Origin of the sequence: Nonomuraea corallina (genome assembly GCF_027620315.1) — a bacterium.
Lineage (GTDB): Bacteria > Actinomycetota > Actinomycetes > Streptosporangiales > Streptosporangiaceae > Nonomuraea > Nonomuraea corallina.
This window is the reverse complement of the sequence record NZ_JAPNNL010000331.1, coordinates 1-2,604: the sequence shown is the minus strand read 5'-3', so window position 1 is coordinate 2,604 and position 2,604 is coordinate 1. Positions and strand designations below refer to the sequence as shown.

The 2,604-nt window shown below is 74.1% G+C and carries 4 protein-coding genes; 3 read left to right on the top strand and 1 reads right to left on the bottom strand.

Annotated elements, in window-relative coordinates:
- The 3 genes from OUY22_RS36475 to OUY22_RS36465 form a co-directional block, all read left to right on the top strand.
- Positions 1 to 863 (top strand): sensor histidine kinase (locus tag OUY22_RS36475; protein ID WP_270159885.1); only part of this gene is annotated, 863 nt, incomplete at its 5' end.
- Complete coding sequence (locus OUY22_RS36470; protein WP_270159884.1) at positions 854 to 1,498, top strand: response regulator; 645 nt, start codon at positions 854 to 856, stop codon at positions 1,496 to 1,498. The genes OUY22_RS36475 and OUY22_RS36470, both read left to right, overlap by 10 nt.
- 98 nt (positions 1,499 to 1,596) lie before the next feature.
- Positions 1,597 to 2,133: a dihydrofolate reductase family protein gene (locus OUY22_RS36465; RefSeq protein ID WP_270159883.1), complete on the top strand. Its 537-nt coding sequence runs from the start codon at positions 1,597 to 1,599 to the stop codon at positions 2,131 to 2,133.
- On the opposite strand, the gene OUY22_RS36460 is transcribed toward OUY22_RS36465, so the two are convergent.
- Positions 2,069 to 2,604: MerR family transcriptional regulator (locus OUY22_RS36460; protein ID WP_270159882.1), on the bottom strand; the 536-nt coding region annotated here is incomplete at its 5' end. The genes OUY22_RS36465 and OUY22_RS36460 overlap by 65 nt on opposite strands.

Sequence of the window (2,604 nt, the reverse complement as noted above, 5' to 3'; positions counted from 1 at the left end):
CGCCCGTCGGGGTGCTGGGCGGCGTGGTGGTGCTGCTGCTCGCCGTCGGAGCCGGTACGGGGGTGCGGCTGGCGGCGGCGTGGGCGTCGGGGGAGACGTTCGACGGGATGACGCCGACGGCGCCGATCGTGGCGTACATCGCCGTGGCGGGGCTCGTCCTGCTGTTCCTGGTGCTGTCGGGCATCGCGGGCGTGCACGTGCTGGAGCGGGAGCTGGCCCGCCGGATGCTCGGGCCCGACCGCGCCGAGGAGCTGGAACGCCGGATCGCCGAGCTGTCGGAGAGCCGGGCCGGGATCGTGGCGGCGGTCGACTCCGAGCGGCGCCGGATCGAGCGTGACCTGCACGACGGGCTGCAGCAGCGGCTGGTGGCGCTGTCGATGCTGATCGGCCGCGCCCGGCGCGGCCACCCGGAGCTGATGGACCAGGCGCACGCGGAGGCGCAGCGGGCGCTGGCCGAGCTGCGCGAGGTGGCCTGGCGGGTGTACCCGAGCGGCCTGGACGCGCTCGGGCTGGGCGAGGCGCTGGCCGGGGTGGCCGAGCGGTCGGCCGTGCCGGTCACCGTGGCGTGCGAGCTGGCCGGGCGCCCGCCGTCGGCGGTGGAGACGGCGGCGTACTTCGTGGTGTGCGAGGCGGTGACGAACGCCAACAAGCACGCGGGCTCCTGCCGGGTCGAGGTCGGGGTGAGACGGGAGGGCCCGGTGCTGGTGGTGCGGGTGCGCGACGACGGCGCGGGCGGGGCGAGCGGGTCCGGCGGCGGGCTGTCGGGGCTGCGGCGCCGGGTGGCGGCGCTGGACGGGGCGTTCGAGGTGGACAGCCCGGCGGGCGGGCCGACGGTGGTCAGGGCCGAGCTGCCGTGCGGGTGATCCTGGCGGAGGACTCCACGCTGCTGCGCGAGGGGCTGGTGCGGCTGCTGCTGGAGGAGGGCCATGAGGTCCTCGCGGCGGTGGGCGACGGCGAGGACCTGGTGGCGGCCGTGGCGGCGCGGCCGCCGGACGCGGTGGTGGTGGACGTGCGGATGCCGCCCACGCACACCGACGAGGGGCTGCGCGCGGCCCTGGAGATCAGGCGCCGCTGGCCGGGGGTGAAGGTGCTGGTGCTGTCGCAGTACGTGGAGAAGCGGTACGCGAGCGAGCTGATGAGCTCGGACGTGTCGGGCGTGGGCTACCTGCTGAAGGACCGGGTGGCGCAGGTGGCGGACTTCCTGGACGCGCTGGACCGGGTGGGCGCGGGGGGAGCGGCGTTCGATCCGGAGGTGGTGCGCCAGTTGCTGGCCCGCACCAGTCAGGTGGATCCGCTGGCCAGGCTGACGCCGCGGGAGCGCGAGGTGCTGGAGCTGATGGCGCAGGGGCTGACGAACGCCTCGATCGCGACCGCGCTGCACGTGTCGCGCAGCGCGGTGGAGAAGCACGTGAACGCGCTGTTCGGCAAGCTCGACCTGGCGCACGTCACGGGTTACAGCCGGCGGGTGCTGGCGATCCTCCGCTTCCTCGGTTCCTGATTTTTCTGGATATCTCACCGTACGGGGTGACCTGCTGCCGCGCTTGACAAATTTATTTGTCGGTGGGACGGTGGACCTCACCCCGACAACGAGGAGTCATGATGCGGAAGATCATCGCCGGCCTGTTCATGTCGCTCGACGGCGTCGTCGAGGCGCCGGAGAAGTGGCACTTCCCGTACCTCGACGAGGACGTGGAGCGGTCCGTCTTCGCCCTTCTGCGGCGCAGCGAGGTCATGCTGCTGGGCCGGCGCACCTACGAGGAGTTCGCCCCCCACTGGCCTCAGCAGGATCCGGACGACCCGCTGGCCGCCCTGATGAACGGCCGCGCCAAGTACGTGGTGTCCTCCACCCTGACCGACCCCGCCTGGCAGAACACCACGGTCATCACCCTGGACCAGGTGGCCGCGCTCAAGGAGGAGCCCGGCGGCGACATCGGCATGAGCGGCAGCCCGTCACTGGTGGAGGCGCTGCTGCGCGAGGGCCTGCTGGACGAGCTGCACCTGCTGATGGACCCCGTGATCATCGGCACCGGGCGGCGGCTGTTCGAGAAGGGCCTCGGGCACATCCCGCTCACGCTGGCCAGGTCCGCGACGTCCGGCACCGGCGTGCTGGATCTGACCTACACGAGAGCCTGACCTCCTCCCCGAGGGCCTCCCCAGGGACCTGACCGGCGAGGGCCTGGTCCCGGTCGTCGCCCGGGCAGCCGCCCGGGCAGCCACCCGGGCAGCCACCTGGGCAGCCACCTGGGCAGCCGCCGCCCAGATAGGCGTGCAGGTGCGCGGCCCCGGCCAGCAGGGCGGTGGTGTGGCCGGACAGCTCCCGGTGGCGGCGGGCGATGGCGGCGCGCAGGGCCGCGCTGCTGCCGGTGCGGCGCAGGCCCCCCAGGACGGGCCTGATCTCCTCGAAGGAGTGGCCGGCCTGCCGCAGCATGAAGATCATGCGGGCGTCGCGGACGTCGGCCGGGCCGTAGAGGCGGTAACCGGTGCCGGGTTCGCGGCGCGGCGTCAGCAGCTCCGCCGCCTCCCACACGCGCAGGGCCGAGGTCCGCACCCCCAGGTCGCGGGCGAGCGCGCCGATGCGCAGCGGCTGCCGGCCGGACGCGCCGG

Coding starts and splice junctions, on each gene's coding strand:
- OUY22_RS36465 (WP_270159883.1), top strand. CDS start 1,597: ATGATGCGGAAGATCATCGCCGGCCTGTTCATGTCGCTCGACGGCGTC.